At 68.7% G+C, this 579-nt stretch carries 1 protein-coding gene; it reads left to right on the top strand.

Annotation, left to right across the window (positions count from 1 at the left end):
• A partial coding sequence (locus ABTU92_RS30810; RefSeq protein ID WP_408095317.1) for a hypothetical protein occupies positions 1–554 on the top strand: 554 nt, incomplete at its 5' end.
• Positions 555–579 lie beyond the last annotated feature (25 nt).

Here is a 579-nt window from a genome sequence, read left to right as displayed (position 1 = left end):
CGCGCCTTCGGCCGCAATTGGAATTTCGCCGGCCGCTCGGCCGAGGTCTGCCGGCTCGACTGGAGCAACCGCTGAGCGCCGGCGCACGAGAGTCGCGCCGCGGCGACCGCGCACCGCGAAAGTACGCGATCGCCGATCTCCTGGCGGCGCGGACGGGAGAAAAATACCTCCGGGTTCCGTCGCCGGACCACCATGACTTCGTTTTCTGCGCCGTCGTCTTGATGGCCCCGGCGGCTGCCGGCAAGGTTCGGGACGGCGAGCGTTACCGCACGCGGCGCGGCCCCCGGCACCGTGACGACGACGCTGCCCGACCGACGTGCCATGCGGGTCGAGACGTGATGGATCTGGAGCACAGGGTGAGCATGAGCAGCGCGACCGTCATCGACCTGTCGGCCTACCGCGAACGCCGACGCAGCGCGGCGATGCAAGTCGTCGCGCCCGGTGCCGTGGCGCCCACGGGGTTCGTCGGCGTCATGATGGTGCCTGCACCGATGATGATGATGTGGACGCCCGTGTGGATCATGCCGGCCCACCACAGCGCGGGTCATGAATAAGCACATCGATCCCGACGGTTATCGC

This window comes from Rhodoplanes sp. SY1, assembly GCF_046000175.1.
Lineage (GTDB): Bacteria > Pseudomonadota > Alphaproteobacteria > Rhizobiales > Xanthobacteraceae > Rhodoplanes.
Note: the sequence above shows the minus strand (reverse complement) of the source record. Positions and strands in the feature narration are given on the sequence as shown.